Genomic DNA, 24,705 nt, shown 5'->3' with positions numbered 1-24,705 from the left:
AGCGTTTAGCGACCAGCATTTTTCATAATACGCGCTTTATCTAACTGCCATTCGCGTTCTTTCACATCGGAGCGCTTGTCGTGCTGTTTCTTACCTTTTGCGACGCCAATTTTCACTTTGCACCAGGCATTTTTCCAGTACAGTGAAAGCGCAACGACGGTATAACCGTCACGATTCATACGACCATACAGGGAGTCGAGTTCACGCTGGTTTAACAACAGCTTACGGGTACGGGTGGGATCACATACCACATGCGTTGAGGCAACAGCCATTGGCGTGAAGTTGGCGCCAAACAGGAACGCTTCGCCGTCTTTAAGGATGACATAGCTATCGCCGATGTTAGCTTTACCTGCGCGCAGAGATTTGACTTCCCAACCTTGCAGAGCGAGTCCTGCTTCGAACTCTTCTTCAATAAAGTATTCGTGTCGTGCGCGCTTGTTAAGCGCGATTGTGGCTGAGCCAGGTTTGTGTGCTTTTTTCTTCGTCATAATGCCGCTCAGTATAGGTAATCTGGAATCGAAAAACACCCCATTTCATCCAGCGGGGCGCAAGGCGCTATCTTAGCACGAGTTAGGCTATAGCGTTTTTTTTAGCGGGGGATAAATGGTATTATTTGTGTGATTGATATTGATGGAAATTGTTATGCCTCAGATTAGCCGGACCGCTTTAGTACCTTACAGTGCGGAACAGATGTATCAGCTAGTGAATGATGTTAAATCCTATCCCCAGTTTTTACCGGGTTGCACCGGTAGCCGTGTGCTGGAGTCAACTCCGGGACAGATGACCGCGGCTGTGGATGTCTCGAAAGCAGGGATTAGCAAAACGTTCACCACGCGCAATCAATTGACCAGTAACCAGAGCATCCTGATGCATCTGGTCGACGGCCCGTTCAAGAAACTCATTGGCGGATGGAAGTTTACGCCACTGAGTCATGAAGCATGTCGTATTGAATTTCATCTCGATTTTGAGTTTACCAATAAGTTAATCGAGCTGGCGTTTGGTCGTATCTTTAAAGAACTGGCTTCAAACATGGTGCAGGCCTTCACGGTTCGCGCGAAAGAGGTTTACAGTGTCAGCGTCGGCTAAAATTGTCGTTGAAGTGGCGTATGCGCTGCCCGAGAAACAGTATCTACAGCGTGTAACACTGCAACAGGGTGCTACGGTGGAAGAGGCAATCCGCGCTTCCGGTCTACTGGAATTACGTACCGATATCGATCTCAGCAAAAATAAAGTCGGGATATACAGCCGTCCGGTTAAACTTGCTGATGTTCTGCATGATGGCGATCGGGTGGAAATATACCGGCCACTGATTGCTGATCCGAAAGAGCTGCGCCGACAGCGAGCAGAGAAATCCGCAAAAAAATAGCAGACAATAAAAAAGGTGCTCATTGAGCACCTTTTTTTGATCTGTTAATCCTACTTGTTGTCGGTCAACGCAGGTTTGTTATCAATGTTCGTCAAAACGCCGCTGCTGTTAAAAGTCAGCGTCAGTGTTTGCTGGGTTACGCCTTCATGACCAGGTTGCTGACGGAACACATAAAACCAGGTGTTAGTGCCAAAAGGATCGGACATCATTGGTGTACCCAGAGCATAAGCAACCTGCTGTTGCGTCATACCCGTGCGCACTTTGGCGACATCGGTAGGTGTCAGATAATTTCCCTGGTTGATGTCAGGGCGGTAAACCACTCGCTCCAGAGTGGAACAGCCTGCAGTCAACATCAGTAGTACTGCTGCAGCAGCAGTCAGCGTTTTACAGCGCATAGTGATTTGATTCCTTTTCGGGCCCGAGCAGTACGCGGCTCATATGTAATATGCCGATGATAATAGACCTTTCACCACTTTAAAACCTTTTGCTGTCGGGTCGGTCGGCGATTTTATGTTGAACTCAGACCTTAACAAGGTAAAAAAGTTTATGCCGCCAGCAGTTCTTTTGCATTTGCGAGGGTATTGCGCGTTACTTCGCTACCTCCGAGTAAGCGGGCTAATTCCTGCAGACGAGCGCGTTTATCAAGTGGCTGCATGTGTGTTTCGGTCATCGCGCCGTCAGTTTCTTTGCTGACATAGAAATGTTGATGACCACAGCCAGCAACCTGCGGCAGGTGAGTAACACACATTACCTGGGTTGACTCGCCTAACTGACGCAGCATTTTTCCCACCACCGCAGCAGTCGGGCCGCTGATGCCGACATCCACTTCATCGAAAATCAGCGCCGGTGTTTCCATTTTACGTGCGGTAATAACCTGAATAGCCAGCGCAATGCGCGACAATTCCCCACCGGAAGCGACTTTCGCAATCGGCTGCAACGGCTGGCCTGGGTTAGTGGTCACTTTAAACTCTACGCGATCGGCACCGTCTGAGCTCAAATGATGTTCCTCAAATTTCACATCAATGCAAAAGACACCGTGCGGCATTGAGAGAGTATGCATGCTCTCTGTAATAAGCTGTCCCAGTTCCTGAGCATAATGCTGGCGCTGTTGGTGCAGCATTTTTGCCGTTTCCAGTGCCTGCTGGTGGTGATTGTTCACCGCCAGGGTTAAGGTTTCGAGAGAGTCGGCCTGATCGTCTAACTGCTGTTGTTCATCCAGCAATGACTGATAGAACTGTGGCAGCGCTTCAGGGGCAACATGATGCTTTCGCGCCAATGAGATTTGTTTGGAAATACGCTGCTCAAGTTCGAACAAACGGTTAGGGTCTAAATCCAGACGATCGCAATAGTGGCGCAGTTCGTCGCTGGCTTCGCTGAGCTGGATAGTGGCCTCTTCCAGCATGTCCAGAATACCGGAGAGCTTACCGTCCATTCCTGCCAGTTCACTAACCAACTGTTTTGCCGTGTACAGCTGGCTTTGCAGATTAACGTCTTCGCCGTCTGCCATGATAGCCAGTGCCTGTTGGCTGGTGGTGAGCAATTGCCCGCTGTTAGCCAGACGCTTGTATTCTTCATCAATTTGCTCAAATTCACCTGGCTGCGGGTTGAATTCGTTCAGTTCTTTTAACTGGTATTGCAATAGCTCTGCCCGGGCTGCGCGTTCCTGACTCTGTTGTTGATGATGTGCCAGGTCACGGCAGCTTTGGTGCCACAGTTGGTAGCGCACAGCCATTTCCTGAGTCAGGGGCGCTTCATTGGCGTAGCCATCAAGCAGGGATTTTTGGTGTTCTGATTTTGTCAGGAGCTGATGCGCATGCTGACCGTGGATTTGAATAAGCAACTGGCCCAACTCGCGCAGCTGTGACAGCGGTACGGCAGTGCCGTTAATGAAGCCACGTGAACGTCCGTCGCTGCTGATAACGCGACGTAGCAAACACTCACGGCCTTCCTCAAGCTGGTTTTCTTCCAGCCAGCGCAGGGCCGCGGGGGTGTCTTTTAAGGTGAAGCGGGCGCAGAGGTCGGCTCGCGTGGCGCCTGCACGTACCATGTCGGCGTCTGCGCGTCCGCCCAGGCACAAACCGAGAGCATCAATGGCAATGGACTTACCCGCACCGGTTTCACCGGTAATAACGGTCATTCCGTTCTGGAAATCGATCTCAAGTTCACGAACGATAGCAAAATTGCTGATGGTCAGTTGTGCCAACATAGCTGTTTTCCTGTATGAAAAACCATAACTGTAATTACATACAGTATAAACTGGTTTTTTATACAGTAAAGAGGTTGGCGTTAAATTAGAATAATTTTTTTGACCAGCCTAGCTTAGTGCTTAATGTGTTGAAATAGCTGTAATCTTTTGGATGTATCAGGTTCAGATGATAATCACAGCGGCGAATTAATACGTCTTCACCTTCCTGTATAGGCAGGGCGATCTGGCTGTCACAGCTGATTTCCAGATCGTTACGGCGATGAGAGAAGCGCAGGCGAATGGTGCTGCTACTGTTGATCACCAGTGGTCGTGCGGAAAGCGTATGTGGGAACATCGGGACTAGCGTAATGGCATCCAGCGAAGGCGTCAGTATCGGGCCTCCGGCAGAGAGTGAGTAGGCAGTAGAGCCGGTCGGTGTGGAAATAATCAAGCCGTCTGAACGCTGGGAGAAGGCAAAAATTTCATCGATATAGACTTCAAATTCAATCATGTGCGCCACTTTTCCGGGGTGCAACACAACTTCATTGATCGCAGTGCTAATACGCTTCTGGCAGTCCAGTTGGCACACCTGGGCTTCGAGTAAAAAGCGCTTTTCGCTGATGTAGTGGCCTTCCAGCACGTCAGCTAACTGTTGTTGCGCATTGTCTGGGTCAAGGTCGGTCAGGAAACCGAGGTTGCCGCGGTTAATGCCAATAACCTTGATGTCATAACGTGCCAGGGTGCGTGCGGCGCCCAGCATATTGCCGTCGCCACCGACAACCACGGCGAGGTCTGCCTGCTGGCCAATCTCTGCGAGCGTACCGGTTTTCACATTTTTCAGCTGCAGCTCGTGGGCGATTTGTTGCTCAACGATTACCTCATAACCTTTGGCGCACAGCCAACGGTAGAGCATTTCATGTGTGGTCAGTGCAGTGGGGTGACGTGGATGCCCCACAATGCCAATACACTTGAAATGTTTGTTCATTTTCTCGAGGTCCTTGTAACGAAGATTAGTGACAATGTGAGTACTTCCCTTGAAACCCTGAATCTTATCCCCATAATAATCCAGGTTAGCGAGATGAATGCGAAAAAAACGCGGAGAAATTCATGAGTAGTAAAGAACAGAAAACGCCTGAGGGGCAAGCCCCGGAAGAAATTATCATGGATCAGCACGAAGAAGTTGAGGCGGTTGAATCAGACGCTTCTGCTGAGCAGGTGGATCCGCGCGATGAAAAAATTGCGAATCTGGAAGCTCAGCTTGCTGAAGCCGAAACTCGCGAGCGCGACAGCGTGTTGCGTATCAAAGCGGAAATGGAAAACCTGCGTCGTCGTACCGAACTGGACGTAGAAAAAGCGCATAAGTTTGCACTGGAAAAATTCGTCAACGAGCTGCTGCCGGTGCTGGATAGCCTGGACCGTGCGCTGGAAGTGGCGGACAAAGACAATGACGCGATGGCGGCGATGGTTGAAGGTATTGAGCTGACCCGTAAGTCAATGCTGGATGTTGTGGCGAAGTTTGGCGTACAAGTGGTTGCGGATATTGACGTGCCGATGGACCCGAACGTGCATCAGGCGATTGCCATGGTAGAGTCTGACGACGTTGCTGCCGGTAATGTGCTGATGGTTATGCAGAAAGGCTATACCCTGAACGGACGTACCATCCGTGCGGCGATGGTCTCTGTGGCGAAAGCCAAAGGCTAATCAGCCTCAGACCGGGTAATGCTGATGCGCTACCCGGTCTGGATTACTCTCACTGGTCCGATACGCTTTCCCGCAGCGGTTTGACGGGCAACACCTGCACCTGTTTAATCATATTGTCCTGCACGTCGAGAATATCGATATCGTACTGCCCAATACGCACACGTGTTCCGGCAACCGGGATCTCTTCCAGCGCTTCAAGAATAATACCGTTCACGGTACGTGCATCATCTTCCGGCAGGTGCCAGTTAAACGCCTTATTGATTTCACGAACGTTGGCGCTACCGTCAATGATCACCGAACCGTCATTCTGCGGTGTGACTTCTTCGGCAAGCGTCGGTGACATTGAGGTCGTGAAGTCACCAACAATCTCTTCCAGGATATCCTCGACCGTAACCAGTCCCTGAATATCACCATATTCATTGACGACCAGGCCCACTTTCTTCTTATTGCGCTGAAATTTAATGAGCTGGGTGCTGAGTGGCGTGCCTTCCGGAACGTAATAAATTTCGTCGGCGGCGCGTAACATGGTCTCTTTGGTGAACTCTTTTTTCTCGGCCATCAATCGCCAGGCTTCACGTACGCGTAGCATACTGATAGCGTCGTCCAGCGAGTCACGATACAGCACAATACGACCGTGCGGAGAGTGCGAAAGCTGACGCACGATTGATTTCCAGTCATCGTTGATATCAATGCCGATAATTTCATTACGCGGGATCATGATGTCATCGACGCTGACTTTTTCCAGATCCAGCACTGACAGCAGCATATCCTGGTTACGGCGTGAGATTTGCGAGCGCGATTCATTCACCAGCGTTCGCAGTTCATCTTTACTCAGCGAACCGCTCACGACGATATCCGTTTTGATGCCCATCATGCGCATCAGCAGCCGCGTGATGGTGTTGAGTAACCATACCAACGGCATCATCAGAATCTGCAGGGGAGCCAGCAGGACACTGCTCGGATAGGCGACTTTTTCCGGATATAGTGCGGCAATCGTCTTTGGCAGTACTTCGGCAAAAACCAGTACCACAAACGTCAGTACCCCAGTGGCAATGGCGACGCCCGCATCGCCATACAGGCGCATACCGACAATAGTACCGAGCGCGGAGGCCAGAATATTCACCAGATTATTGCCGATGAGCACCAGGCTTATCAGGCGATCCGGCTTGCGAAGTAACTTTTCAACGCGTTTTGCCTGTCGATTTCCCTGCTTGGCCCGATGACGTAGACGATAGCGATTCAGGGTCATCATTCCGGTTTCAGAACCGGAAAAATAGGCGGAAATGACCACCATGATGAGGAGCGTGACAATGAGCGTGGTGGTGGAGATGTGTTCCACGTAGGATTCCTTAAAGATTTAACTCACGAACTGCTGCAGGATACGACTGCCGAAATAGGCCAGTGTCAGAATGCCTGCGCCTGCGACGTTAAACCATACGACGCGACGTCCGCGCCAACCTTCATGGTAATGCCCCCACAACAGAACGATATAGACAAACCATGCCACGATAGAGAGAACGGCTTTATCAATGTTCTCGGTACTGAACAGGTTATGCATGTAAAACAGGCCTGTGCACAGGGTGAGTGTCAGCAGAACCACGCCAATTTGGGTGATATGAAACATTTTCCGCTCAATACTCATCAACGGCGGCATCTCATTGCTGAAAGCCAGTTTTTTGTTTTTCAGTTGGTAGTCAATCCATGCAAGCTGTAGCGCATAGAGTGCGGCGATAATCAGCGTGGCGTAAGCGAAAAGCGAAAGCCCGATATGGATCATCATGCCCGGCGTAGCTTCGAGATGGGTGATGAACTCGTTAGGCATAAACGTGGCGAAGGCCAGGTTTATCAGCGCAAAGGCGTAGACAATGGGCAGCAATAGCCAGCCTCGATTGCGGGAAGCGACAATGGTCATTACCGTACAGATCATCAGGCTCACCAGCGAGCCGACGTTCAACAGACTCAGGTTTTGTCCGCTTTCACCGCCGGGCAGAATACGCGCTTCCAGGGCGATAGCATGGCTTACCAGCGCGACAACCGCAGAGAGAATAGCCATACGCCGCCAGCCGCTGTTTTTTTGCAGCAGAGCGGGAATAATCAGCGCGAGGCTGACTGAGTAGGCGACAAGGGCGAGCAGAGCAAAAACGGGCATATAGGTGTCGACAGTTGGCCAGTGATAAAGAAAAGCAGTATAGCGTTACGTGACCGCTGCTCCAACCGTTGCATAACAACAAAGGCGGCTTCATGTTATACTGCGACAAATTTCTGTTGATGTGTCGCTGTTGCGACCGACCGTTTCCACCCCAGGCGAGAGACAATGTTTGATAATTTAACCGATCGTTTGTCGCGCACGCTGCGCAATATCAGTGGCCGTGGACGCCTTACTGAAGACAACGTTAAAGAGACGCTGCGCGAAGTGCGCATGGCGCTGCTGGAGGCTGACGTAGCGCTGCCGGTAGTGCGTGAGTTTATCAATCGCGTAAAAGAGAAAGCGGTTGGTCATGAAGTTAACAAAAGCCTGACGCCGGGTCAGGAATTCGTCAAGATTGTCCGTAACGAACTGGTTGCGGCAATGGGCGAAGAAAACCAGACCCTGAATCTGGCTGCACAGCCGCCAGCCGTGGTGCTTATGGCGGGCCTGCAGGGTGCGGGTAAAACGACCAGCGTCGGTAAGCTGGGTAAATTCCTGCGCGAGAAGCACAAGAAAAAAGTGCTGGTGGTCTCCGCGGACGTTTATCGCCCGGCGGCGATCAAACAGTTGGAAACTCTGGCCGAGCAGGTCGGCGTGGACTTCTTCCCGTCGGATGTTGGCCAGAAGCCGGTCGATATCGTTAACGCCGCGCTGAAAGAAGCCAAACTCAAATTCTATGACGTGCTGCTGGTGGATACCGCCGGTCGTCTGCACGTTGACGAAGCGATGATGGACGAAATCAAACAGGTCCACGCTTCTATCAAACCGGTAGAAACGCTGTTTGTGGTCGACGCCATGACCGGTCAGGATGCCGCGAATACCGCAAAAGCCTTTAACGAAGCGCTACCGTTAACCGGCGTAGTACTGACAAAAGTTGATGGTGATGCCCGTGGCGGTGCGGCGCTTTCTATTCGTCATATTACCGGTAAGCCAATTAAATTCCTCGGCGTCGGCGAGAAAACCGAAGCGCTGGAGCCGTTCCACCCCGACAGGATTGCTTCGCGTATTCTCGGCATGGGCGACGTGCTGTCGCTGATCGAAGATATCGAAAGCAAGGTTGACCGCGCGCAGGCAGAAAAATTAGCCAGTAAGCTGAAAAAAGGCGATGGCTTCGATCTCAATGATTTCCTTGAACAGCTCAACCAGATGAAAAACATGGGCGGTATGGCAAGCCTGATGGGCAAGCTGCCGGGCATGGGTCAGATCCCTGACAATGTGAAATCGCAGATGGACGATAAAGTTCTGGTGCGTATGGAAGCCATCATCAATTCGATGACGATGAAAGAACGCGCTAAGCCGGAAATTATCAAAGGTTCCCGTAAACGCCGTATCGCTGCCGGTTGCGGTATGCAGGTACAGGACGTAAACCGCCTTCTGAAACAGTTCGACGACATGCAGCGCATGATGAAGAAAATGAAGAAGGGCGGTATGGCGAAGATGATGCGTGGTATGAAGGGGATGATGCCGCCCGGCTTCCCTGGCCGCTAATCGGCCTGGCTTGTTTGCCATTTCGGCACCGGGGTGTGCTCGCCATCCTCACGTACTGCGTGTACGCTCCGGTGGCTGCGCGCACACCGGCACCGAACTGACGGCACCGCCGACGGCCTTTTATAGCAGAGTTATCAACTGCTGATTGCATTTTCCCCAGAAATCAGTAAAATTTTCGGGCTTTTAATATGACACCCGGGCTCCGTTCCTCGATGGGGCCTGGGTGTTTTATTCACACAAGAGGATGTTATGGTTACTATTCGTTTAGCTCGTCACGGCGCTAAAAAGCGTCCGTTCTACCAGGTTGTTGTTACCGACAGCCGTAATGCACGCAACGGTCGCTTCATCGAGCGCGTTGGCTTCTTTAACCCAATCGCTAGCGAAAAAGAAGAAGGCACTCGCCTGGATCTGGATCGCATCGCTCACTGGGTTGGCCAGGGCGCGACTATTTCTGATCGCGTAGCTACGCTGATCAAAGCAGCAAACAAAGCAGCTTAATCTGTCACGGTGGTCATGATGAGCAAGCAACTCGCCGCACAGGCTCCTGTAGAACCCATCGTTTTGGGGAAAATGGGGTCTTCTTACGGTATCCGTGGTTGGCTCAGAGTGTTTTCTTCCACTGAAGACGCCGAAAGCATTTTTGACTATCAGCCCTGGTTTATCCAGAAGGCGGGTCAGTGGCAGCAAGTACAGCTGGAAAGCTGGAAGCACCACAATCAGGATCTGATCATCAAGCTGAAAGGCGTTGACGATCGTGATTCGGCGAATCTACTGACTAATTGCGAAATTGTCGTGGATTCCTCGCAGTTGCCAGCGCTGGAAGATGGTTCCTACTACTGGAAAGACCTTATGGGCTGCCAGGTAGTGACCACTGAAGGCTACGATCTCGGTAAAGTCGTCGATATGATGGAAACCGGTTCGAATGACGTCATCGTCATCAAGGCAAACCTGAAAGATGCGTTTGGTATCAAGGAACGTCTTGTGCCGTTCCTCGATGGGCAGGTTATCAAGAAAGTCGATCTCGCTACTCGTACTATCGAAGTAGATTGGGATCCTGGTTTTTAAACCACCGGATAAACGGTAAAAGTCGGCGTTATGGGGATTGGCTTGTGTTTATAGGTATCGTTAGCCTGTTTCCAGAAATGTTCCGCGCAATTACCGATTACGGGGTAACTGGCCGGGCAGTAAAAAATGGCCTGCTGAACATCCAGAGTTGGAGTCCTCGTGACTTTACTCATGACCGGCACCGTACCGTGGACGATCGTCCGTACGGCGGCGGACCGGGGATGTTAATGATGGTGCAACCTTTACGGGACGCCATTCATGCAGCAAAAGCTGCGGCTGGTGAAGGCGCAAAGGTGATTTATTTGTCACCTCAGGGACGCAAGCTTGATCAAGCGGGCGTTAGCGAACTGGCCACGAATCAAAAGCTGATTCTGGTATGTGGTCGCTATGAAGGAATAGATGAGCGCGTGATTCAAACCGAAATTGACGAAGAATGGTCAATCGGCGATTACGTACTCAGCGGTGGTGAGTTACCGGCAATGACGCTGATCGACTCCGTTTCCCGGTTTATTCCGGGAGTTCTGGGTCATGAAGCTTCAGCAATCGAAGATTCGTTTGCTGATGGATTGCTGGATTGCCCGCACTATACCCGACCTGAAGTGTTAGAGCAGATGGAAGTACCGGCAGTGTTACTGTCAGGAAACCACGCTGAGATACGTCGCTGGCGTTTGAAACAGTCGCTGGGCCGGACCTGGCTTAGAAGACCTGAACTTCTGGAAAACCTGGCTCTGACTGAAGAGCAAGCAAGGTTGCTGGCGGAGTTCAAAAAGGAACACGCACAACAGCAACATAAACATGATGGGCAGGCGTAAGCCCCCAATATCAGTTTACCCAGGATAAGAGATTAAATTATGAGCAACATTATTAAGCAACTTGAACAAGAACAGATGAAGCAGGACGTACCTTCCTTCCGTCCGGGTGATACCGTGGAAGTGAAAGTATGGGTTGTTGAAGGTTCCAAAAAACGTCTGCAGGCATTCGAGGGCGTGGTTATCGCTATTCGTAACCGCGGTCTGCACTCTGCATTCACTGTTCGTAAAATTTCCAACGGCGAAGGCGTTGAGCGTGTCTTCCAGACTCACTCTCCGGTAGTTGACAGCATTGCTGTTAAACGTCGTGGTGCTGTTCGTAAAGCTAAACTGTACTACCTGCGTGAGCGCACTGGTAAGTCTGCTCGTATCAAAGAGCGTCTTAACTAAGATTCGCGCAAGCGACATCCTGTTAGAAAAGGGCTGGCCGAAAGGCTGGCCCTTTTTTTATCCCGACGTTTGCTCTGTTGTTCTTTATGGCAATGGAATGACTGCGCGGCGCGCAGCCAGTAGGAGAGTGATTATGGTGTAGCGATCACGACGGCAACGCGGCGGTTTTCAGCACGACCTTTTGATGTCTGGTTGCTGGCAATGGGATATTTCTTCCCGAGTCCCTGAGTCGTCAGGTTGGTGCGGGGAATGTTGGCGCCCTGCGCCCAGGCATCGGCAACCACATTCGCGCGTTTGAGCGACAGAGCTTCGTTATAGCTGTCTTCACCGTAGTTATCAGTATGACCATCCAGGCGAGCATGATTTAGCCCGGTAGCTGCCAGTTTGGATGCCATTTCCTTGATCTGTTTTTCACTTTCAGGACGGAGTTTATAGTCATTTTTGTCAAACAGGATGTTATCAGACAGGCCCAGAGACCAGTCTCCGGAAGCTTCGGTAAATCCGTACGATTTCATGGCTGCAATTTGCTCTGGGGTAAATTTTCCCTGAGGTGCCTGACAGCCTGCCAGAATCAGTAAAAGCAGAAGAAACGGGGATAATAAACGTTTTAGCATGTGTGTAATTCCTTATTTAATAATAGTGCGTTCAGAACGCAAATTTTTGGCCTGATACATATTTTGATCGGCAAGTTCTTGTAATTTCTCGGCAGAGGCATGTTCCCACGTCAGCGCAAACCCAATGCTGAGTGTCATGCTTGCCAGATGACCATTATGTAGGTCAAAAGGTCGGTTAAACTCTTGTGACAGTGCCGCGCAGATTCGCTGAACCTCATATTCAGAATGAACGCTATACAGCACCATCGCGAACTCGTCGCCGCCAAGTCTGTATGGCGAATGTCGATTACCGCCAAATTCGGACAGCCTTTTAGCGACTTCAATCAGAACCCGATCCCCCGCAGCGTGGCCCCAGGTATCATTGATAAATTTAAAATTATCACCATCAAGGAATAACAAAGCGGAGCTGCTGTGGGCGGCATCGTCATTCATCAGCGCGTTAATACTGCTACGAAAAGCGGCGCGATTTGCCAGGCCCGTCAGAGGATCATGTAGCGCGGTACGCAAAAGTTGAGCGTTCTTTGCCTGCAGCCGAAGTTGCCACTCCTCCATCTCGTCCAGCAGACTATTAAAGTCTTGGGCAAAAAGATGAAACTCTTCAATGCGTTCCTCGGAAACGCGTCGCGAAAAGTTACGGTTGGTACGTACATCATGTACCACCTCGGTTATATTTTGCAGGGCTTCCACGACGCCATTGTGTAAATAGCGGGTGAGCATTAATGCTATGCCTGATGCCAACAAAATGCACCCGGTAAGAACGGCCAGCGACAAATAGATGAAACGGCTGATAACGCTATCGCGTGCAGTCAATCGTACTTCGCCTATGACGTTGCCATTATGCAAAATAGGCTGAGTGACCGGTTGTGGGAACAGCCAGTGGCTGATCAGTCCGCTGATCTTCTCCGTGGTGTCTTGCGCGTTATAGCGCCAGGTGGCGATCACCTTCTGGTGTTTATTACGAACTTCCGCAACGGAAAATTGCCCTTGCTGGCCCAGTGCCGCCAGTGTTTCAGTTGCTGCAACACTATCAGAAAAGACTAATGCAGCTTCAAGCGTGCGGGTCATGGTAGCGGCAGTCAGATCCAGATTCTTTTGCGCATACTGTCTTAAGGCCAGCACGGAAGAAATGCTGAGCAGCAGCCAGATCAACGTCATCGTCACCAGGACGCTGATTATGCTGATACGCCGTAATGTCCGTTTAAACGTTGGGCGTGTTACAGGAGAATGGCCCTTATCCATGCTTATTATTCCGTGCAAGCATCAATACGTCAGGACTTACCCTTACGCCGCTGCGTGAAAGGGAATCCATATTTACGGAAAATCTCACATCTTCATCTTTAATTATGAGGCAAAAGGCGCTGCCAATAACGCATTCGGGATTTTGTTCTGCAATTAATAGCAATGCCTTAGTCGGATATTTATTCTTTAATTCCACCTGATAAGTAGGTGATTCTTTTCCAAAATAAAAACCGTCACATTGCGAAACTAATATTTCTTGTTCCGTACGAATGATGACGGGAAGATAGGGTAATGCCCCAGTACTGGTATCTTCCAGAACACTGGAAAAACGCGATGAAGAGAAAATACACAGTTTGGGTGGCCCGGAAAGTGCTGGCCAGCGTGTATAACTGACGATGCCGGAAACCATAGCACGTACAGATTTTGCTTCTTCTGTAACGCTTTGGGCGTACAGCGGTAACCCGGTCAGGAGCAGTGCCAGTAGAAGTATGAGTCGGTAAGAATAGCTCATGAATAGTTACCTACCAGCGTTTGCCGTAAAGCGTCGAAATACATTCAAGATTGTTTAAGACAAAATAACATTATTTTCCTAAGTCGTCATTATTCCAGGGGTAAAGCTGATGGCGATTTAAGTTAAATCCTAGTTGGCTGTAAAATTTAAGCCATTGTTTAGTTTAATCTTATTGAGGCAGTACCTTCGTTTGCTCCTTTTTTCCAGGCATCGTGTAACTGGTCAATATTTTCGACCGTATCACAACTTGCAGGAAAGGTTTTCCCGGCCAGACCTCTGGCGTAAACAATATCTTGCTGGCAGATTTTGCGTTGTCCTTCGGCGTAACCCTTAAGATATTTCGTACGATCGACTTCGGGATCATTGAAGTTGTCGGCAAGAGTTTCATTATCTTTAACGGCATAGCCCGAAATGGCATCTTGTATCCCGGCGTCATACCAGTCAGTACCAGTCCAGGTGGGGGCATGGGTATAGGGATCTATCTGACATCCGCTAAGAAGGAATAGAAATAAGATGCTGATGAGTTGCTTCATTGCCTGTGCTCCCTTGTTTTTTTAAGCATAGCGGATCTTAAAATTCGTGATGTAAATATAAGTGTACGTTTATAAGGGCTGTTTTTGCCTTAAAATAACGCCGTGTAAATTAAAATTTACGGATTGTGGATTGAAATCTTTACCTGTTGTGGTATCGTTATTTCCTCCTCGCTGAGGATCAACTATCGCAAACGAGCTAAACAGGATCACCATCATGCAAAAAGACGCGCTGAACAACGTACATATTACCGACGAACAGGTTCTGATGACCCCGGAGCAGCTGAAAGCTGAATTTCCGCTGAGCCAGGAGCAAGAGGCGCAAATCGCCCAGTCGCGTAAAACCATCTCAGATATTATCTCCGGTCGCGATCCGCGCCTGCTGGTCGTATGTGGCCCATGCTCCATTCACGATCCTGAAATGGCTATTGAGTATGCTCGTCGATTTAAAGCCCTTGCCGCAGAGGTCAGCGATAGCCTCTACCTGGTGATGCGCGTCTATTTTGAAAAACCCCGTACCACCGTTGGCTGGAAAGGGTTAATTAACGATCCTCATATGGATGGCTCTTTTGATGTTGAAGCAGGTCTGAAAATTGCGCGCCAGCTGCTGCTTGAACTGGTAAATATGGGACTGCCGCTGGCAACTGAAGCGCTGGATCCAAATAGCCCGCAATACCTGGGCGATCTGTTTAGCTGGTCCGCAATCGGAGCCCGTACCACGGAATCGCAGACACACCGCGAAATGGCTTCCGGTCTTTCGATGCCGGTTGGCTTTAAGAATGGTACTGACGGTAGCCTGGCGACCGCCATTAACGCCATGCGTGCGGCTGCGCAGTCGCACCGCTTTGTTGGTATTAATCAGGCCGGACAGGTTGCGCTGTTGCAAACTCAGGGGAATCCGGACGGCCACGTGATCCTGCGCGGGGGTAAAGCGCCGAACTACAGCCCGGCAGATGTCGCCCAGTGCGAAAAAGAGATGGAGCAGGCGGGACTACGACCTTCTCTGATGGTAGATTGCAGTCATGGTAATTCCAATAAAGATTACCGCCGTCAGCCTGCCGTGGCTGAATCCGTAATTGCACAAATCAAAGATGGCAATCGCTCGATCATTGGTTTGATGATTGAAAGTAATATTCACGAAGGCAACCAGTCTTCTGAACAGCCGCGCAGCGAAATGAAATACGGCGTGTCCGTAACCGATGCCTGCATTAGCTGGGAAATGACGGATGCGCTGCTGCGTGAAATTAGTCAAGATTTAAACGGTCAGCTGTCGGCGCGTGTAGCATAAGAGGTTGGTTATGGTTGCTGAATTGACCGCATTACGCGATCAAATTGATGAAGTCGACAAGGCGCTGCTGGATTTACTGGCACGCCGCCTGGAGCTGGTTGCCGAAGTTGGTGAAGTAAAAAGCCGTTTTGGGTTGCCGATTTACGTGCCGGAACGGGAAGCCTCTATGCTTGCCTCTCGCCGGGCGGAAGCGGAAGCCCTTGGCGTGCCGCCGGACCTGATTGAAGATGTGCTACGCCGCGTTATGCGTGAGTCCTATTCCAGTGAGAACGACAAAGGGTTTAAAACGCTTTGTCCTTCTCTGCGGCCGGTAGTGATCGTCGGTGGCGGCGGTCAGATGGGGCGTCTGTTTGAAAAAATGCTCACCCTGTCAGGTTACCAGGTGCGGATCCTGGAACAGCAGGATTGGGATCGCGCGCCGGAGATCGTCTCTGATGCTGGGATGGTGATCGTCAGTGTGCCGATCCACATCACCGAGCAGGTGATCGCCAAACTACCGCGTCTGCCGTCTGACTGCATCCTGGTGGATCTGGCTTCAGTGAAAAATGGTCCTTTGCAGGCGATGCTGGCTGCACATGATGGCCCGGTGGTGGGGTTACACCCAATGTTTGGTCCGGACAGTGGCAGCCTGGCAAAGCAGGTCGTCGTCTGGTGTGATGGACGTCAGCCGGAAGCCTATCAGTGGTTTCTGGAACAGATTCAGGTATGGGGTGCACGACTACATCGGATCAGCGCCGTTGAACACGATCAGAACATGGCGTTTATTCAGGCATTGCGTCACTTTGCGACCTTTGCTTACGGTCTGCATTTAGCGGAAGAGAATGTTCAACTGGAGCAGCTGCTGGCGCTCTCTTCGCCGATTTACCGTCTTGAACTGGCGATGGTTGGCCGTCTGTTTGCCCAGGATCCGCAGCTCTATGCCGATATTATTATGTCGTCTGAGAGCAACCTTGCGCTGATCAAACGCTACTACCAACGTTTTGGTGAGGCGATCGGTTTACTGGAGCAGGGCGATAAGCAAGCGTTTATCGACAGTTTCCGTAAGGTGGAGCATTGGTTTGGCGATTATGCGAAACGCTTCCAGAGTGAAAGCCGTACTTTGTTACGCCAGGCGAATGACAGCCGTCCTTAATTAAGACGCAGAATGGCGGCTTCGACTTATCCGGCCTACAAAAATCGCATGAATTGTAGGCCGGATAAGCGTAGTGCCATCCGGCATTGTCAAACGTTAGCTCGGATCGACCGGCACCACGTTCTCACTCGGATAGCATCCCAGTACTTTCATCGAACGTGTAATCTCACCCAGCTCTTTCAATGCTTTTTGCATTTGGGGCGATTCCAGGTTGGCCTGGATATCAAGATAAAACATCTCTTCCCACGGATTGCCGTGAATCGGGCGTGACTCCAGTTTAGTCATAATCAGATTATGTTTACGCAGCACCAGCAATGCTTCTACCAGCGCACCGGCCTGTTGTCCTGTTGCCATCAGCAACGTGGTTTTTGCCGGAACCTGGTCGGATACATTGATTGCTTTACGTGCCAGCACCACGAAGCGGGTGATGTTTTGCGACTGGTTAGCCTCAATATGCTCGAGAACCTGCAAACCATACAGTACGCCTCCGGCTTCGCTCCCCAGGGCCGCCACATGCGGTGAGTTAGCCTGCGCAACTTTTTCCATTGCCGCAGAGGTGCTTTCAGTGTACTCAATCTTCCAGTGCGGGTAGCGATTCAGGAACTTGCTGCACTGCTGGAACGGCTGCGGATGGCTGTATACCGTTTCAATGGTCTCAAGATCCGTAGTGCCGGACACCAGTACACAGTGGTCTATCGTAATGGTCATCTCGCCAACAATAGACAGGCTGGTGTGCTGCAGCAGGTCGTAAACGTCGTTAATCCCACCGGAGCTGGTGTTTTCAATCGGAACCACAGCATAGTCAGCCTGTCCGGTTTCGACCTGATTAAAGATATCGGCAAATTTTGCGCAGCCGCTTTCAATAAATTGTTCAAAATGGCGGGCGGCGTACTGACGTGCTGCCAGATGGGAATATGATCCTTTTGGCCCCAGGAAGGCCACGCGCGCGGAGTGTGGGTTAATTTTGTTCAGGTGTTGCTGGAGCAGAGCCTGTTGAGTCAGGACGGAGTCTTCGATTATGAGCTGGAACAGGCGGGTAATGTAGTGAGCATCGAGATGATGTGCTTTGCCCAACTGAATCAGACGGTCCAACAGGTCACGTTCACGGTCGATATCTCGTACCGGACGATGTGAAAGCAGTTTGGCTTTACCAACTTCTACGGCCAGTCCACGTCGCTCAGCCAGCAGGGCCAGTAATTTTTCATCCAGCGTGCTGATCTTATCGCGCAGCGCCAGCAATGGGTTTTCCGATGTCATAGTGTTGCCTTTCTTGTTATCAATAAAAAAGGCCCCCCGTTGTGGGAGGCCTTATTGTTCGTCTTCGCATTCTTTATCACACGACGAAACGCCTCCCATTCAGGGGAAGGTAAAAAAGAATGCGAAGAAGAACGGAACAAGTTTCATGTAATTTTCCTTTGGCTACGTCAGTAAAGTACCCGTACTGTTTTCACCCTGTCAACAAAAAACGCGCCCGAAGGCGCGTTGGCGATACACTCAATGTAAGGGACTACTCTTCTTCTGCTTCGACGAAGTTGGCGTCTTTGACTGAAGTTGTTGCACGACGGGCTTCGCCTTTGTGCTGCACTTTATTGAGCTGCCGTTCCAGCTTGTTGATCAAATCGTTAATTGCGGTGTACATATCCTCGTGTTTTGCGCTGGCGACCAGATGTCCGTTCGGTGTATTGATGGTGGCATCAGCAATGAAACCCTGTGGCTCCTTAGACAGAATGATATGTGGATTAATCAGATGAGTTTGCCATTTTTCAAGTTTGGCGAGACGGTCTGCGACATGCTGGCGAATTGCCGGAGTAATTTCCATTTGTTTACTGGTAATGTTCATTGTCATAAATTTTACCTCTTGTCTTTCCCGTCTTGGTGATTCCAGCATACCGTTCCCAATGTCAAAATGCGTGATGTAAATCACATTTTTTTGTCGCTTTTTGTCAAGAAAACCTTTTTGTGAGGCACCGCAGGAACAGGCGATTTTTTACTTGAGGAATACCTGAAAGCAGGCCATATTTGATGGGATGTGTCGGAGCTAAACCGCTTCAGTTGTAGCGTTAACGGATAAAAAAACGGCAGCCCTTGGGCTGCCGTTTTGCATTCTGAGCCAAATCAGGTATTGCTGCTGTTAGCGGCAATGATTTTCGCTACTTTTTCTGCCTGCGCATTCATCTGCATCTGGCGATAAGCTTTTTCCATTAACGGCAGAGCATCACGTGTTGCCTGAGTATCAGGGTAGTCGCGCAGCATGCCTTCCACACGGTTTACCACGGCAACCCATGCACCGCGGGCAGTGTAGTATTCCGCAACAGAATATTCATACTTCGCCAGACGATCTTTCAGGAACACCAGACGTTTGGTGGCATCAGTGGTGTACTGGCTGTTCGGATAGCCACGTACCAGTTTGGAAAAGTCATTAAACGCAGCTCGGGCGTGTTGGGGATCGCGATCGCTGCGATCAACACCAAAGAATCCTTGCAGTGCGCTATCATCCAACGCCATATTGGTCAGGCCACGCATATACATGACATAATCAATGTTAGGGTGTGTCGGGTTAAGACGGATAAAACGATCGATAGCAGCCTGAGCAAGTGGCAGATCGGCGTTTTTGTAGTAGGCGTAGATGAGATCTAATTGCACCTGCTGAGAATACGGTCCAAATGGATAACGGTTATCCAACGCTTCCAATTGCGTTATTGCCTGTTTCCAGTTACCGTCCTGCAGCTTTTGCTGAGCAGTCGCGTAGATTTCATTTGGCGGATTATCGGGCACCTCTTCCTTTGAACCAGAGCAACCCGCCAAAAACAGGCTCAACGTGGCTGCTGCCACCAGATATTTCATGCGCGTCATGACGTTTTGACTTTCCTCAAAATGTAATACGGGAGATTCTCTGTTCCTGCTCCCGGTTAAGACCAGCTACAATAGCACACTATATTAAACGGCAAAGCCGTAAAACCCAACGTTAAACGAAGAAGCAGTTTATGGCACAACGAGTAGAACTCACCGCAACAGTCTCCGAAAATCAGCTCGGTCAACGCTTAGATCAGGCTTTGGCCGAATTGTTCCCTGATTATTCGCGATCGCGCATAAAAGAATGGATCCTCGACCAGCGCGTGCTGGTAAATGGCAATCTTTGCGATAAACCGAAAGAAAAAGTGTTGGGTGGAGAGCGTGTCTCCATCAATGCAGAAATTGATGAAGAGGTTCGTTTTGAACCTCAGGATATCCCACTGGATATCGTTTATGAAGATGATGATATTCTTGTCATCAACAAACCCCGTGACCTTGTAGTGCATCCGGGCGCCGGAAATCCTGATGGTACGGTATTGAATGCGTTACTGCATTACTACCCGCCAATCGCGGATGTTCCTCGTGCCGGTATCGTACACCGTCTGGATAAAGACACGACCGGATTAATGGTGGTGGCAAAAACGGTTCCGGCACAAACACGTCTGGTTGAGTCATTGCAGCTGCGCGAAATTACCCGTGAGTACGAAGCCGTAGCAATTGGTCACATGACTGCTGGCGGAACCGTTGAGGAACCGATTAGCCGTCACCCGACCAAGCGTACGCACATGGCGGTACACCCAATGGGGAAACCGGCGGTAACGCACTATCGCATTATGGAACACTTCCGTGTGCACACGCGTCTGCGGTTGCGTCTGGAAACCGGACGTACGCACCAGATCCGCGTGCACATGGCACATATCACTCATCCGCTGGTGGGCGATCAGGTCTACGGCGGTCGTCCACGTCCACCGAAAGGCGCTTCTGACGAATTTATCTCCGTACTGCGTAAGTTCGACCGCCAGGCGCTACATGCGACCATGCTGCGTTTGTATCACCCGATTTCCGGTATCGAAATGGAATGGCATGCGCCGATCCCACAAGATATGGTGCAATTGATTGAAGTGATGCGCGCTGATTTCGAAGAACATAAGGATGATATTGCCTGGCTATGAGTAAGCTAATTGTTCCGCAGTGGCCGATACCTCAAGGTGTCGCGGCGTGTAGTTCTACCCGTATTGGCGGAGTCAGTATGCCGCCTTACGATTCGCTGAATCTGGGCGCCCATTGCGGCGATAACCCGGAGCATGTTGAAGAGAACCGCAAACGACTGTTTGCTGCGGGCAATCTGCCGTCAAAGCCGGTCTGGCTGGAGCAGGTCCACGGTAAGGATGTCCTGAAACTGACAGGCGGGCCTTACGCCTCCAAACGCGCAGATGCGTCGTATAGCAACACGCCGGGCACAGTGTGTGCGGTAATGACCGCTGATTGTCTGCCGGTGCTGTTTTGCAATCGCGCCGGGACGGAAGTGGCTGCGGCCCATGCGGGTTGGCGAGGATTATGCGCTGGCGTGCTGGAAGAGACGGTGGCGTGTTTTGCCGACGAACCTGAAAACATTATTGCCTGGCTAGGCCCGGCGATAGGCCCAAACGCCTTTGAAGTGGGAGCAGAAGTTCGCGAGGCATTCATGACGAAAGATCCGCAAGCGGACCTCGCATTTGTACCGCGCGGCGACAAGTATCTGGCGGATATCTACCAGCTTGCCCGTCAGCGGCTGGCAAATGTCGGCGTGGAGAACATCCACGGCGGCGACCGTTGCACCTTTAGTGAAAGTGAGACGTTCTTCTCTTATCGTCGCGACAATACCACGGGTCGTATGGCAAGTTTTATTTGGCTGATATAACCTAAAGAATCAAGACGATCCGGTACGTGTAATTTTCTTTTCACATAATTCAGGTCATTCACCTTGAATAATTGAGGGATGACCTCATTTAATCTCCAGTAGCAATTTTGACCTGTTATGGGAGGAGTTATGCGTCTGGATCGTCTTACCAATAAATTCCAGCTTGCTCTTGCCGATGCCCAGTCACTCGCATTGGGGCACGACAATCAATTCATCGAACCACTTCATCTAATGAGCGCCTTGCTGAATCAGGAAGGGGGATCGGTACGTCCTTTATTAACGTCTGCTGGCATTAATGCTGGCCAGTTACGTACAACCATTGACCAGGCGTTGAGCCGTTTGCCGCAGGTAGAAGGTACCGGCGGTGATGTGCAGCCTTCTCAGGAACTGGTGCGTGTACTGAATCTTTGCGACAAGCTGGCGCAAAAACGTGGGGACAACTTTATTTCGTCAGAACTGTTCGTTCTGGCGGTGCTTGAGTCACGCGGTACGCTGACCGACTTATTAAAATCAGCTGGGGCGACGACCGCCAATATCACTCAGGCAATTGAACAAATGCGTGGAGGTGAAAGCGTGAATGACCAGGGGGCTGAAGACCAACGTCAGGCCTTGAAAAAATATACCGTCGATCTGACTGAACGTGCTGAACAGGGCAAACTCGATCCAGTTATCGGCCGTGATGAAGAAATTCGCCGTACCATTCAGGTGCTGCAACGTCGTACTAAAAATAACCCAGTGTTAATCGGTGAACCCGGTGTCGGTAAAACAGCCATTGTTGAAGGGCTGGCCCAACGCATCATCAATGGTGAAGTGCCGGAGGGCTTAAAAGGCCGTCGTGTACTGGCGCTGGATATGGGCGCGCTGGTGGCTGGGGCCAAATATCGCGGTGAGTTTGAAGAGCGCTTAAAAGGTGTGCTGAACGATCTCTCGAAACAGGAAGGCAACGTCATTCTGTTTATCGACGAATTGCATACCATGGTTGGGGCGGGTAAAGCCGATGGCGCGATGGACGCCGGGAACATGCTGAAACCAGCGCTGGCTCGCGGGGAACTGCACTGCGTAGGTGCCACAACGCTTGATGAATATCGCCAGTACATCGAAAAAGATGCGGCGCTGGAACGTCGTTTCCAGAAAGTGTTTGTGGCTGAACCTTCAGTGGAAGACACCATCGCAATCTTGCGTGGCCTGAAAGAACGTTATGAGCTGCACCATCATGTGCAGATTACTGACCCGGCGATTGTTGCGGCAGCTACGTTGTCTCATCGTTATATTGCCGATCGTCAGTTACCGGATAAAGCTATCGACCTTATTGACGAAGCGGCATCCAGCATTCGTATGCAGATTGACTCCAAGCCGGAGGAACTCGACAGACTCGACCGCCGTATTATCCAGCTCAAACTGGAACAGCAGGCATTAATGAAAGAGTCTGATGAGGCAAGTAAAAAACGTCTCGATATGCTCAACGAAGAGCTGGACGACAAAGAGCGCCAGTATTCTGAGTTAGAGGAAGAGTGGAAAGCTGAAAAAGCCTCCCTCTCGGGAACGCAAACTATCAAGGCTGAGCTGGAGCAGGCAAAAATCGCCATCGAACAGGCGCGCCGCGTTGGCGACCTGGCGCGGATGTCTGAACTGCAGTACGGCAAAATTCCTGAACTGGAAAAACAGCTGGAAGCAGCCACCCAGTCTGAAGGCAAAACCATGCGTCTGCTGCGTAATAAAGTCACGGATGCAGAAATTGCTGAGGTGCTGGCGCGCTGGACCGGGATCCCGGTTGCTCGCATGCTGGAAGGCGAACGGGAAAAACTGTTGCGTATGGAACAGGAGCTGCACAGCCGTGTGATTGGTCAGAACGAAGCGGTGGAAGCCGTTTCTAACGCCATCCGTCGTAGCCGCGCGGGCTTGTCCGATCCGAATCGTCCGATTGGTTCATTCTTGTTCCTTGGTCCAACCGGGGTCGGTAAAACCGAACTGTGCAAAGCGCTGGCAAACTTTATGTTCGACAGTGACGACGCAATGGTGCGTATCGATATGTCCGAGTTTATGGAGAAACACTCGGTGTCTCGCTTGGTTGGGGCACCTCCGGGATATGTCGGTTATGAAGAAGGTGGGTATCTGACGGAAGCAGTACGTCGTCGTCCTTACTCTGTCATCCTGCTGGATGAAGTGGAAAAAGCGCACCCGGATGTGTTCAACATTCTGCTGCAGGTGCTTGACGATGGTCGTCTGACTGACGGACAGGGAAGAACGGTCGACTTCCGTAATACGGTTGTCATCATGACCTCAAACCTGGGGTCTGATCTAATCCAGGAACGCTTTGGTGAGCTGGATTACGGCCACATGAAAGATATGGTGCTGGGCGTCGTGAGCCATAACTTCCGCCCGGAATTCATCAACCGTATAGATGAGGTTGTTGTATTCCATCCGTTGGGTGAGCAGCACATTGCTTCTATTGCTCAGATCCAGCTGCAGCGTCTGTACAAACGTCTGGAAGAGCGTGGCTATGAAATCCATATTTCTGACGAGGCGCTTAAACTGCTGAGTGCGAATGGTTACGATCCGGTGTATGGCGCACGTCCATTGAAACGTGCTATCCAGCAGCAGATCGAAAACCCGCTGGCGCAGCAAATTCTGTCTGGTGAACTGATTCCGGGCAAAACGATTCGTCTGGAAGTGAATGACGATCGCATCGTGGCAGTGCAGTAAGTCACAAAACAACAATAAACGAGCCCTGCGGGGCTCGTTTTTGTTTAAAATTCAGGCGAAAATAGACGTATTGATTGAAAAGTAATCGCTTGATAAGTTTTTTATATTTTTAACTTGTCAGCCCGAAATAACTCCCTATAATGCGCCACCACTGACACGGAACAACGGATTACAAACCGCCGGGTCAGCGGGGTTCCACTGAGAACTCCGGCGAAGAAAGCGAAATTGAATGCTTGACTTCGTAGCGGGATGGCGTAATATGCACACCCCGCGCCGCTGAGAAAAAGCGAAGCGGCACTGCTCTTTAACAATTTATCAGACAATCTGTGTGGGCACTCGAAGATACGGATTCTTAACGTCGCAAGACGAAAAATGAATACCAAGTCTCTGAGTGAACATACGTAATTCATTACGAAGTTTAATTCACGAGCATCAAACTTAAATTGAAGAGTTTGATCATGGCTCAGATTGAACGCTGGCGGCAGGCCTAACACATGCAAGTCGAACGGTAGCACAGAGGAGCTTGCTCCTTGGGTGACGAGTGGCGGACGGGTGAGTAATGTCTGGGAAACTGCCCGATGGAGGGGGATAACTACTGGAAACGGTAGCTAATACCGCATAACGTCGCAAGACCAAAGAGGGGGACCTTCGGGCCTCTTGCCATCGGATGTGCCCAGATGGGATTAGCTAGTAGGTGGGGTAACGGCTCACCTAGGCGACGATCCCTAGCTGGTCTGAGAGGATGACCAGCCACACTGGAACTGAGACACGGTCCAGACTCCTACGGGAGGCAGCAGTGGGGA

Annotated in this window: 27 protein-coding genes, 1 rRNA gene and 1 other annotated feature; of the genes, 14 read left to right on the top strand and 14 right to left on the bottom strand. The window is 50.7% G+C overall.

Annotated features, from left to right (window positions below):
* Window positions 1-5 precede the first annotated feature (5 nt).
* The gene (smpB, locus tag OGV89_RS10670; RefSeq protein WP_003031211.1) at window positions 6-488 is read right to left on the bottom strand and encodes an SsrA-binding protein SmpB; all 483 of its coding nucleotides are present in this window, start codon (window positions 486-488) and stop codon (window positions 6-8) included.
* A gap of 154 nt (window positions 489-642) precedes the next feature.
* Between smpB and ratA the strand changes: the two genes are divergently transcribed.
* Both ratA and OGV89_RS10660 read left to right on the top strand, forming a co-directional pair.
* Window positions 643-1,086: a type II toxin-antitoxin system toxin RatA gene (gene ratA, locus OGV89_RS10665; protein ID WP_003031213.1), complete on the top strand. Its 444-nt coding sequence runs from the start codon at window positions 643-645 to the stop codon at window positions 1,084-1,086.
* Window positions 1,070-1,366 carry an RnfH family protein gene (locus OGV89_RS10660; RefSeq protein WP_003839823.1) on the top strand — a complete coding sequence of 99 codons (297 nt, stop codon included), beginning with the start codon at window positions 1,070-1,072 and terminating at the stop codon, window positions 1,364-1,366. Before ratA ends, OGV89_RS10660 begins: the two co-directional genes overlap by 17 nt.
* A gap of 50 nt (window positions 1,367-1,416) precedes the next feature.
* On the opposite strand, the gene bamE is transcribed toward OGV89_RS10660, so the two are convergent.
* The 3 genes from bamE to nadK form a co-directional block, all read right to left on the bottom strand.
* Window positions 1,417-1,761, bottom strand: a complete 345-nt coding sequence (bamE, locus tag OGV89_RS10655) for an outer membrane protein assembly factor BamE (RefSeq protein ID WP_003826401.1) — start codon at window positions 1,759-1,761, stop codon at window positions 1,417-1,419.
* A 149-nt stretch (window positions 1,762-1,910) separates the two neighbouring features.
* Entirely contained in the window at window positions 1,911-3,572 is a 1,662-nt protein-coding gene (gene recN / locus OGV89_RS10650; protein ID WP_049014480.1) for a DNA repair protein RecN, read from the bottom strand.
* Window positions 3,573-3,657: 85 nt separating this feature from the next.
* Window positions 3,658-4,536, bottom strand: coding sequence for an NAD(+) kinase (nadK, locus tag OGV89_RS10645; RefSeq protein ID WP_003031220.1), 879 nt, complete (start codon window positions 4,534-4,536; stop codon window positions 3,658-3,660).
* 122 nt (window positions 4,537-4,658) lie between these two features.
* Between nadK and grpE the strand changes: the two genes are divergently transcribed.
* Window positions 4,659-5,252 carry a nucleotide exchange factor GrpE gene (grpE, locus tag OGV89_RS10640; RefSeq protein ID WP_003031221.1) on the top strand — a complete coding sequence of 198 codons (594 nt, stop codon included), beginning with the start codon at window positions 4,659-4,661 and terminating at the stop codon, window positions 5,250-5,252.
* A 49-nt stretch (window positions 5,253-5,301) separates the two neighbouring features.
* On the opposite strand, the gene OGV89_RS10635 is transcribed toward grpE, so the two are convergent.
* Together OGV89_RS10635 and OGV89_RS10630 are read right to left on the bottom strand one after the other, a co-directional pair.
* Complete coding sequence (locus OGV89_RS10635; RefSeq protein WP_008324538.1) at window positions 5,302-6,591, bottom strand: HlyC/CorC family transporter; 1,290 nt, start codon at window positions 6,589-6,591, stop codon at window positions 5,302-5,304.
* 18 nt (window positions 6,592-6,609) lie between these two features.
* On the bottom strand, window positions 6,610-7,401 hold the full coding sequence (locus tag OGV89_RS10630; RefSeq protein WP_003031224.1) for a cytochrome C assembly family protein: 792 nt from the start codon (window positions 7,399-7,401) through the stop codon (window positions 6,610-6,612).
* A gap of 165 nt (window positions 7,402-7,566) precedes the next feature.
* Between OGV89_RS10630 and ffh the strand changes: the two genes are divergently transcribed.
* The 5 genes from ffh (at window position 7,567) to rplS (ending at window position 11,192) form a co-directional block, all read left to right on the top strand.
* Entirely contained in the window at window positions 7,567-8,928 is a 1,362-nt protein-coding gene (gene ffh, locus OGV89_RS10625) for a signal recognition particle protein (protein ID WP_003031226.1), read from the top strand.
* Between the two features lie 249 nt (window positions 8,929-9,177).
* Window positions 9,178-9,426 (top strand): 30S ribosomal protein S16, encoded by a 249-nt coding sequence (gene rpsP / locus OGV89_RS10620; RefSeq protein ID WP_003031228.1) that lies wholly within the window; start codon window positions 9,178-9,180, stop codon window positions 9,424-9,426.
* A gap of 18 nt (window positions 9,427-9,444) precedes the next feature.
* Window positions 9,445-9,993 (top strand): ribosome maturation factor RimM, encoded by a 549-nt coding sequence (gene rimM / locus OGV89_RS10615; RefSeq protein WP_003031230.1) that lies wholly within the window; start codon window positions 9,445-9,447, stop codon window positions 9,991-9,993.
* Between the two features lie 44 nt (window positions 9,994-10,037).
* A complete protein-coding gene (gene trmD / locus OGV89_RS10610; RefSeq protein WP_003031232.1) occupies window positions 10,038-10,805 on the top strand; it encodes a tRNA (guanosine(37)-N1)-methyltransferase TrmD in 768 nt (255 codons plus the stop codon).
* Between the two features lie 39 nt (window positions 10,806-10,844).
* Window positions 10,845-11,192, top strand: coding sequence for a 50S ribosomal protein L19 (rplS, locus tag OGV89_RS10605; protein WP_002914145.1), 348 nt, complete (start codon window positions 10,845-10,847; stop codon window positions 11,190-11,192).
* Window positions 11,193-11,323: 131 nt separating this feature from the next.
* On the opposite strand, the gene OGV89_RS10600 is transcribed toward rplS, so the two are convergent.
* The 4 genes from OGV89_RS10600 to OGV89_RS10585 all read right to left on the bottom strand — a co-directional run bounded on the left by OGV89_RS10600 (window position 11,324) and on the right by OGV89_RS10585 (window position 14,089).
* Window positions 11,324-11,806 carry an OmpA family protein gene (locus OGV89_RS10600; protein WP_032937964.1) on the bottom strand — a complete coding sequence of 161 codons (483 nt, stop codon included), beginning with the start codon at window positions 11,804-11,806 and terminating at the stop codon, window positions 11,324-11,326.
* Between the two features lie 12 nt (window positions 11,807-11,818).
* Entirely contained in the window at window positions 11,819-13,045 is a 1,227-nt protein-coding gene (gene dgcN, locus OGV89_RS10595) for a diguanylate cyclase DgcN/YfiN (RefSeq protein WP_032937960.1), read from the bottom strand.
* Complete coding sequence (gene yfiR / locus OGV89_RS10590) at window positions 13,038-13,556, bottom strand: regulatory sequestration protein YfiR (protein ID WP_003839843.1); 519 nt, start codon at window positions 13,554-13,556, stop codon at window positions 13,038-13,040. The genes dgcN and yfiR overlap by 8 nt, the downstream gene beginning before the upstream one ends.
* A 158-nt stretch (window positions 13,557-13,714) precedes the next feature.
* Window positions 13,715-14,089 carry a DUF2799 domain-containing protein gene (locus OGV89_RS10585; protein WP_286558616.1) on the bottom strand — a complete coding sequence of 125 codons (375 nt, stop codon included), beginning with the start codon at window positions 14,087-14,089 and terminating at the stop codon, window positions 13,715-13,717.
* A 214-nt stretch (window positions 14,090-14,303) separates the two neighbouring features.
* Here OGV89_RS10585 and aroF point away from each other — a divergent pair, with 214 nt between their 5' ends.
* Window positions 14,304-15,374: a 3-deoxy-7-phosphoheptulonate synthase AroF gene (gene aroF, locus OGV89_RS10580; protein ID WP_003031241.1), complete on the top strand. Its 1,071-nt coding sequence runs from the start codon at window positions 14,304-14,306 to the stop codon at window positions 15,372-15,374.
* A 10-nt stretch (window positions 15,375-15,384) separates the two neighbouring features.
* Window positions 15,385-16,506, top strand: a complete 1,122-nt coding sequence (gene tyrA, locus OGV89_RS10575; RefSeq protein ID WP_003031242.1) for a bifunctional chorismate mutase/prephenate dehydrogenase — start codon at window positions 15,385-15,387, stop codon at window positions 16,504-16,506.
* Window positions 16,507-16,602: 96 nt separating this feature from the next.
* Here tyrA and pheA read toward each other — a convergent pair whose 3' ends face one another.
* The 4 genes from pheA to bamD all read right to left on the bottom strand — a co-directional run bounded on the left by pheA (window position 16,603) and on the right by bamD (window position 19,359).
* A complete protein-coding gene (gene pheA, locus OGV89_RS10570) occupies window positions 16,603-17,763 on the bottom strand; it encodes a bifunctional chorismate mutase/prephenate dehydratase (protein WP_003845846.1) in 1,161 nt (386 codons plus the stop codon).
* A 22-nt stretch (window positions 17,764-17,785) separates the two neighbouring features.
* Window positions 17,786-17,911, bottom strand: a sequence feature (Phe leader region).
* Complete coding sequence (gene pheL / locus OGV89_RS10565; RefSeq protein ID WP_100250063.1) at window positions 17,863-17,910, bottom strand: pheA operon leader peptide PheL; 48 nt, start codon at window positions 17,908-17,910, stop codon at window positions 17,863-17,865. Its footprint overlaps the feature before it by 48 nt.
* Before the next feature lie 102 nt (window positions 17,912-18,013).
* Entirely contained in the window at window positions 18,014-18,352 is a 339-nt protein-coding gene (gene raiA / locus OGV89_RS10560) for a ribosome-associated translation inhibitor RaiA (RefSeq protein ID WP_003031244.1), read from the bottom strand.
* Between the two features lie 269 nt (window positions 18,353-18,621).
* Window positions 18,622-19,359 (bottom strand): outer membrane protein assembly factor BamD, encoded by a 738-nt coding sequence (gene bamD / locus OGV89_RS10555; RefSeq protein WP_003031245.1) that lies wholly within the window; start codon window positions 19,357-19,359, stop codon window positions 18,622-18,624.
* Window positions 19,360-19,490: 131 nt separating this feature from the next.
* Between bamD and rluD the strand changes: the two genes are divergently transcribed.
* The 4 genes from rluD to OGV89_RS10535 all read left to right on the top strand — a co-directional run.
* Window positions 19,491-20,471, top strand: coding sequence for a 23S rRNA pseudouridine(1911/1915/1917) synthase RluD (gene rluD, locus OGV89_RS10550; RefSeq protein ID WP_003031246.1), 981 nt, complete (start codon window positions 19,491-19,493; stop codon window positions 20,469-20,471).
* Complete coding sequence (gene yfiH, locus OGV89_RS10545; RefSeq protein ID WP_003845843.1) at window positions 20,468-21,199, top strand: purine nucleoside phosphorylase YfiH; 732 nt, start codon at window positions 20,468-20,470, stop codon at window positions 21,197-21,199. The genes rluD and yfiH overlap by 4 nt, the downstream gene beginning before the upstream one ends.
* 129 nt (window positions 21,200-21,328) lie before the next feature.
* Window positions 21,329-23,902, top strand: coding sequence for an ATP-dependent chaperone ClpB (clpB, locus tag OGV89_RS10540; protein WP_003845841.1), 2,574 nt, complete (start codon window positions 21,329-21,331; stop codon window positions 23,900-23,902).
* 440 nt (window positions 23,903-24,342) lie between these two features.
* Window positions 24,343-24,705 (top strand): 16S ribosomal RNA (locus OGV89_RS10535); the annotation flags it as partial.

Origin of the sequence: Citrobacter sp. Cf125 (assembly GCF_030333935.1) — a bacterium.
Lineage (GTDB): Bacteria > Pseudomonadota > Gammaproteobacteria > Enterobacterales > Enterobacteriaceae > Citrobacter > Citrobacter freundii.
This window is presented reverse-complemented; position numbering and strand designations above follow the sequence as displayed.

Bases quoted from the DNA above. Each gene is read 5' to 3' on its own strand.
- smpB (WP_003031211.1), bottom strand. From the start codon at position 488: ATGACGAAGAAAAAAGCACACAAACCTGGCTCAGCCACAATCGCGCTT.
- ratA (WP_003031213.1), top strand. From the start codon at position 643: ATGCCTCAGATTAGCCGGACCGCTTTAGTACCTTACAGTGCGGAACAG.
- bamE (WP_003826401.1), bottom strand. From the start codon at position 1,761: ATGCGCTGTAAAACGCTGACTGCTGCTGCAGCAGTACTACTGATGTTG.
- recN (WP_049014480.1), bottom strand. From the start codon at position 3,572: ATGTTGGCACAACTGACCATCAGCAATTTTGCTATCGTTCGTGAACTT.
- nadK (WP_003031220.1), bottom strand. From the start codon at position 4,536: ATGAACAAACATTTCAAGTGTATTGGCATTGTGGGGCATCCACGTCAC.
- grpE (WP_003031221.1), top strand. From the start codon at position 4,659: ATGAGTAGTAAAGAACAGAAAACGCCTGAGGGGCAAGCCCCGGAAGAA.
- OGV89_RS10630 (WP_003031224.1), bottom strand. From the start codon at position 7,401: ATGCCCGTTTTTGCTCTGCTCGCCCTTGTCGCCTACTCAGTCAGCCTC.
- ffh (WP_003031226.1), top strand. From the start codon at position 7,567: ATGTTTGATAATTTAACCGATCGTTTGTCGCGCACGCTGCGCAATATC.
- rpsP (WP_003031228.1), top strand. From the start codon at position 9,178: ATGGTTACTATTCGTTTAGCTCGTCACGGCGCTAAAAAGCGTCCGTTC.
- rimM (WP_003031230.1), top strand. From the start codon at position 9,445: ATGAGCAAGCAACTCGCCGCACAGGCTCCTGTAGAACCCATCGTTTTG.
- rplS (WP_002914145.1), top strand. From the start codon at position 10,845: ATGAGCAACATTATTAAGCAACTTGAACAAGAACAGATGAAGCAGGAC.
- OGV89_RS10600 (WP_032937964.1), bottom strand. From the start codon at position 11,806: ATGCTAAAACGTTTATTATCCCCGTTTCTTCTGCTTTTACTGATTCTG.
- dgcN (WP_032937960.1), bottom strand. From the start codon at position 13,045: ATGGATAAGGGCCATTCTCCTGTAACACGCCCAACGTTTAAACGGACA.
- yfiR (WP_003839843.1), bottom strand. From the start codon at position 13,556: ATGAGCTATTCTTACCGACTCATACTTCTACTGGCACTGCTCCTGACC.
- OGV89_RS10585 (WP_286558616.1), bottom strand. From the start codon at position 14,089: ATGAAGCAACTCATCAGCATCTTATTTCTATTCCTTCTTAGCGGATGT.
- aroF (WP_003031241.1), top strand. From the start codon at position 14,304: ATGCAAAAAGACGCGCTGAACAACGTACATATTACCGACGAACAGGTT.
- tyrA (WP_003031242.1), top strand. From the start codon at position 15,385: ATGGTTGCTGAATTGACCGCATTACGCGATCAAATTGATGAAGTCGAC.
- pheA (WP_003845846.1), bottom strand. From the start codon at position 17,763: ATGACATCGGAAAACCCATTGCTGGCGCTGCGCGATAAGATCAGCACG.
- raiA (WP_003031244.1), bottom strand. From the start codon at position 18,352: ATGACAATGAACATTACCAGTAAACAAATGGAAATTACTCCGGCAATT.
- bamD (WP_003031245.1), bottom strand. From the start codon at position 19,359: ATGACGCGCATGAAATATCTGGTGGCAGCAGCCACGTTGAGCCTGTTT.
- rluD (WP_003031246.1), top strand. From the start codon at position 19,491: ATGGCACAACGAGTAGAACTCACCGCAACAGTCTCCGAAAATCAGCTC.
- yfiH (WP_003845843.1), top strand. From the start codon at position 20,468: ATGAGTAAGCTAATTGTTCCGCAGTGGCCGATACCTCAAGGTGTCGCG.
- clpB (WP_003845841.1), top strand. From the start codon at position 21,329: ATGCGTCTGGATCGTCTTACCAATAAATTCCAGCTTGCTCTTGCCGAT.